The sequence below is a fragment of the Virgibacillus sp. MSJ-26 genome (genome assembly GCF_018918075.1).
Taxonomy (GTDB): domain Bacteria; phylum Bacillota; class Bacilli; order Bacillales; family Amphibacillaceae; genus MSJ-26.
Genome location: NZ_JAHLPW010000039.1, coordinates 1 through 4,260, shown reverse-complemented (window position 1 = coordinate 4,260; position 4,260 = coordinate 1). Strand labels below are relative to the sequence as shown.

Here is a 4,260-nt window from a genome sequence, read left to right as displayed (position 1 = left end):
TGTCGCAAAAATGCCCCCTAGCCCCCATTTACATGGGGGAATAAGACCTTGCCTTTTTTGAAAAAAAGCCAACCTTAAAAAACTTTTCCCTCGCCGGTAGGCAGTCGAAAAAATGTATTTTTCCGACAAGCCAAGAGGGTACTTTTGCTAATGTGTCAATTCCTTAAATTCTCGTCATGGATCAGCACAAACCGCTGTTCCATTCCTGCGATTTACCATTGACACATACCACGCATAAGTTTCCCCTCCCTTTATTTCCTAGCCAACGAAGGATTGGCTTTATGCCAATCGGTCTTATGCCTTTAGGCTACTGGTTAGCTTTATGCTAACCTATAAGGCTTTAGCCAAAACTATAAAAAATTATCATTCTATAAAACTATGAGAGCACTCACTTTATATATAGATAAGAGAAAATTTATATGTAAAACGAGTTTATCACTTATATACCAATGGTTTAGGTCAATTTAAGATTGTCTAATTTCTCGGACATTATTGTCTAATTTTCTGTACATTTTTGTCTAATTTAGTTTGACATTTTTGTCTAATGTTGTTAACATATAGACAAAATAAAGGAGGAAATAATATGCCACAAGAGAGAAAAGAAAGTGAAGTAATATATAACGGTTCAAGCAGATGGAAAAACCTTGATACAGGCGAAATAATAGAAGCTAATGATGTAATTAAAAAGACTAGTAGAAATGGATTTATGATTACTTATTTAACAGCTATAATTCAGCTGATAGATAATCTAGGCAACAGAAAAATGCAAGTCGTTAAATACATATTAGAGAATATGGAAAAATCCACTAACACATTAATTATTACAACAACAGAACTTGCAAAAAAATCAAAAGTATCACGTCAAACCGTTTCAGATACTCTAAAAATACTGGAAGAATCACAAATAATTGCTAGAAAAACAGGTGCTATAATGATTCATTCAAATTTAGTTCATCGTGGAAACCATAGTAAAGAAAAATATTTACTTGCACGATTTCAAGAATGGGGTAAAGATGATGAGGGACTTGATATATAATGATTTGCACTTATTGCCAAACAAAACAAGAAAACAAAAAAATCTGTTCCTTTTGTGAAGCAGATCTAACCCAAGAACGCCCCAAAAAGAAACAGACCTTATCGCAAGAAGAAGCATACCAAACTCAACCCGAATTATCAAAATATCATACATATGATTTATTGCTTTTATTAAGCTATTTAAGAGAACAACGTTCAACTGCATATAAAACCATGCAAAGCGTTAGAAAAGCACCAAATGAGGTAAAAACAAGCCGTAACGATTATGATGAACTAAACGAATACGGACAAGAATTTTATCGTGAAGCTACTGCAAGAAAAAACATCATAGAACAGATTTTAATTGACCGCATGGGATACTATCCCAAACGAGTAGATAACAAATTATTAGACGCTTTAGAATCAAAAATTGAAAGGAATGGTACTTCATGAAAGCTGTAATTGACTATAAAGAACTTGAAAATTTTTTATCTTACTTAGAAGATAAAACGGATGATGTTTATGAACGTGAAGTCCAGCAAGCCATTAAACGATTTTTAGATAAACAAGTAACAACTGTAAATGGTGAGATAATTAAGTAAGATAGTTCAACAAACGGGCCATTTAATGGAATAACTTCTTGCGAAAATGAAGTATAATTGTTATTGAACACGGAGCAGAAATATGGCCGTACCTCTTGAATCAGGCTATTATGTGGAATAAAGCCAGTTGAACTAACGGGCAGATTTGTTTAGTAAGGATTTCAATATGGAAATAGAAATGCATGGTAAAATAGGTTAAAAAGGATGTGGTCATTCTTGAAAATTTCTTTAATTGTTGCGATGGATAAGAAAAGAGTAATCGGCAAGGATAACGACATTCCATGGAGAATTTCTAGTGATTGGGAATATGTAAAAAACACTACAAAAGGACATGCAATCATATTAGGTAGAAAGAACCTTCAATCAATCGGAAGAGCTTTACCTGACAGAAGAAATATTATTTTGACTAGAGATAAAAACTTTAACTTTAAGGATTGTGAAATTGCCCATTCAATAGAAGCTGCATTTAAGTTATGCGAAAATGAAGAAGAGGTTTTCATTTTCGGGGGAGAACAGATATATGTTATGTTCTTGCCTTATGTTGAGAAAATGTACGTTACAAAAATTCATCATGAATTCGAAGGAGATACATTTTTTCCAGTAGTTAATTTTGACGATTGGAAAGAAGTATCTGTTGAAAAAGGAATAAAAGATGAAAAGAATCCTTACGATTATTATTTTCATATATATGAGAGAATTCGTTAAACTAACGGAGAACGTTAGTTTAACAAGTTATATAGAAAACACCCTCATCTGATCTTCCACAATCGGGCGCGATTGTTGAAGAAAGCCATTTGCCATTAAGGCTAAGGGGTTGCCATAAAGGCAACCTCTTTTTGTTAGGAAAGAAGGAGATAAAGAACTGGAATAGTAATCGCACTTGTAGCAGCACCATATTTTAATGCGTCTATAATATTTGTCACGAGTGCCCCATGTTTTGCATTAGAGACTAAGTCCCTCGTCTCTTGCTCTGCTTTTTTGACTGTTTCGTTGAGATTTCTCTTTATGTTCGTCATGCTCGTGCTTATTTCGTTGTTTATCTGATTCAATTCCTCCACGTTCGATTTTTGCATCTCTTGAACTGCTTTGACCGTCTTGTTGTTGCTCTTTTCCATTTCCTCGTGTCCATTTATCAAAATCGCTTGCAAATTCTCGGCGTTTTCTTCTAACATCTTGCCTTGCGTGTTCAAAATTGATTGCATGTTGCTCATGACTTTGTCCGATTTTTCTTGAATCTGATTCAATTGATTGTGTATCATGACTTCTTTCGCCATTTCCTCGTTCATGTGAACTCTGATATAGCTTTTCATCAGTTCGTTGAGTTCCTTCGTTTCTTGAAATAGCTCGCTCATGTTCCTGTTCTCGTTCAATTTGTCTTGCAAAGACATGTTCTAACCCCTCCCTTTCATAATCAGCACCCAATTTATTGGCTCGTATAAAGCGTTCACGCTCTGGATGTTTAAAGCTAAGGGTTTTACCCCTTAATTTCGTTTCAACTCCGTAAACGTCATTTAAATGCCTTTTAAAGCTATCAAAATTTGTCGAATTATCTCGAGCGTACTCAATCGCTTCACGAAGTTCATCTTTCCAAGAGATTTTATTTTTTTCTAGTAAATGTTGTTCTGCCAAAGTATGACGAACACTAGCGTTATGCTCCTTTACAACTGATAAATCATGACTTTTACAAACTTCATCACTCAATGATCTAGCACGCTCGATTGCTTCTTTTCCATGTGCTTGATACTTCTTTCCAGTTTCAAAGTTAACGGAATTAATCACGATATGATTATGAATGTGGTCTGTATCATCATGCGTATAGACTGCCACCTCATGTCCTGGTGCTAATTTTTCAGCTAATTCTAAACCTACTTGATTCGCTTTTTCGGGTGTAACCTCGTCAGGTTTGAATGACTGTATGACGTGATGTGCTTGTATTCCATCATTTTTAGAAAAAAGTTCTCTCGTTTGTTTCATTTGCGATTTTGCATAATCTATATCGAGATTATGACCATCTTTTTCAACTGCTCTTTTTTCCGCATAATTGCATAGTTGACTTGCAGAACCAGTCATACCTAATTGAATTGTTGCCATATCTCATGCAACTCCTTTTTGATAGCTTGGAGTTCCTCGCTATCAATTTTTCCGTTGCTTGCATTTGCTCGCCTTGTAAGCTGATTGACGTTGTTCCCAATCGCTCGCAACTGCTTTGCTATCTCAATCGCCCCCGATTTATCAACCTTGGGGGGCTTCATGCGATACCCCATTGCCCGCTTTTTCGCAAAAGCTGGCACACTCATATGAAAATTGTTCGCTGTTTGCTCCAATTCTTCATATTCGTGGTCGCTCACACGAAATTTAATCTGTCGATTATCTTTCCTGTTCTCTCCCATAAATCCCACCTCGTATTGCTCATTTTTCAATCGCACTAGCAAGCATTTAAATGTGTTCTTATTATCCACATTTTATCATGCTTTCTCGGTAGTGGCAAGCTCTATATTTGGTACCCAAATAACGCTTGTTTTTGCTGTCGCAAAAATGCCCCCTAGCCCCCATTTACATGGGGGAATAAGACCTTGCCTTTTTTGAAAAAAAGCCAACCTTAAAAAACTTTTCCCTCGCCGGTAGGCAGTCGAAAAAATGTATT

General features: G+C 35.7%; 6 protein-coding genes. 4 read left to right on the top strand and 2 right to left on the bottom strand.

From position 1 onward, the window contains the following. Nucleotides 1-583: 583 nt before the first annotated feature. From KQI49_RS18285 to dfrD, 4 genes are all read left to right on the top strand, one after another. On the top strand, nt 584-1,036 hold the full coding sequence (locus KQI49_RS18285) for a replication/maintenance protein RepL (protein ID WP_216491003.1): 453 nt from the start codon (nt 584-586) through the stop codon (nt 1,034-1,036). Continuing rightward, nucleotides 1,036-1,467, top strand: coding sequence for a hypothetical protein (locus KQI49_RS18280; protein WP_216491002.1), 432 nt, complete (start codon nt 1,036-1,038; stop codon nt 1,465-1,467). The genes KQI49_RS18285 and KQI49_RS18280 overlap by 1 nt, the downstream gene beginning before the upstream one ends. Further along, a complete protein-coding gene (locus KQI49_RS18275) occupies nt 1,464-1,616 on the top strand; it encodes a hypothetical protein (RefSeq protein WP_176453707.1) in 153 nt (50 codons plus the stop codon). The genes KQI49_RS18280 and KQI49_RS18275 overlap by 4 nt, the downstream gene beginning before the upstream one ends. Nucleotides 1,617-1,832: 216 nt before the next feature. Continuing rightward, on the top strand, nt 1,833-2,321 hold the full coding sequence (gene dfrD, locus KQI49_RS18270) for a trimethoprim-resistant dihydrofolate reductase DfrD (protein WP_063844481.1): 489 nt from the start codon (nt 1,833-1,835) through the stop codon (nt 2,319-2,321). 237 nt (nt 2,322-2,558) lie between these two features. Here dfrD and KQI49_RS18265 read toward each other — a convergent pair whose 3' ends face one another. Then, the gene (locus KQI49_RS18265) at nt 2,559-3,707 is read right to left on the bottom strand and encodes a relaxase/mobilization nuclease domain-containing protein (protein ID WP_216491001.1); all 1,149 of its coding nucleotides are present in this window, start codon (nt 3,705-3,707) and stop codon (nt 2,559-2,561) included. Then, complete coding sequence (locus KQI49_RS18260) at nt 3,689-4,006, bottom strand: MobC family plasmid mobilization relaxosome protein (protein ID WP_216491000.1); 318 nt, start codon at nt 4,004-4,006, stop codon at nt 3,689-3,691. Before KQI49_RS18260 ends, KQI49_RS18265 begins: the two co-directional genes overlap by 19 nt. Nucleotides 4,007-4,260: the final 254 nt, after the last annotated feature.

Coding starts and splice junctions, on each gene's coding strand:
- KQI49_RS18285 (WP_216491003.1), top strand. CDS start 584: ATGCCACAAGAGAGAAAAGAAAGTGAAGTAATATATAACGGTTCAAGC.
- KQI49_RS18280 (WP_216491002.1), top strand. CDS start 1,036: ATGATTTGCACTTATTGCCAAACAAAACAAGAAAACAAAAAAATCTGT.
- KQI49_RS18275 (WP_176453707.1), top strand. CDS start 1,464: ATGAAAGCTGTAATTGACTATAAAGAACTTGAAAATTTTTTATCTTAC.
- KQI49_RS18265 (WP_216491001.1), bottom strand. CDS start 3,707: ATGGCAACAATTCAATTAGGTATGACTGGTTCTGCAAGTCAACTATGC.
- KQI49_RS18260 (WP_216491000.1), bottom strand. CDS start 4,006: ATGGGAGAGAACAGGAAAGATAATCGACAGATTAAATTTCGTGTGAGC.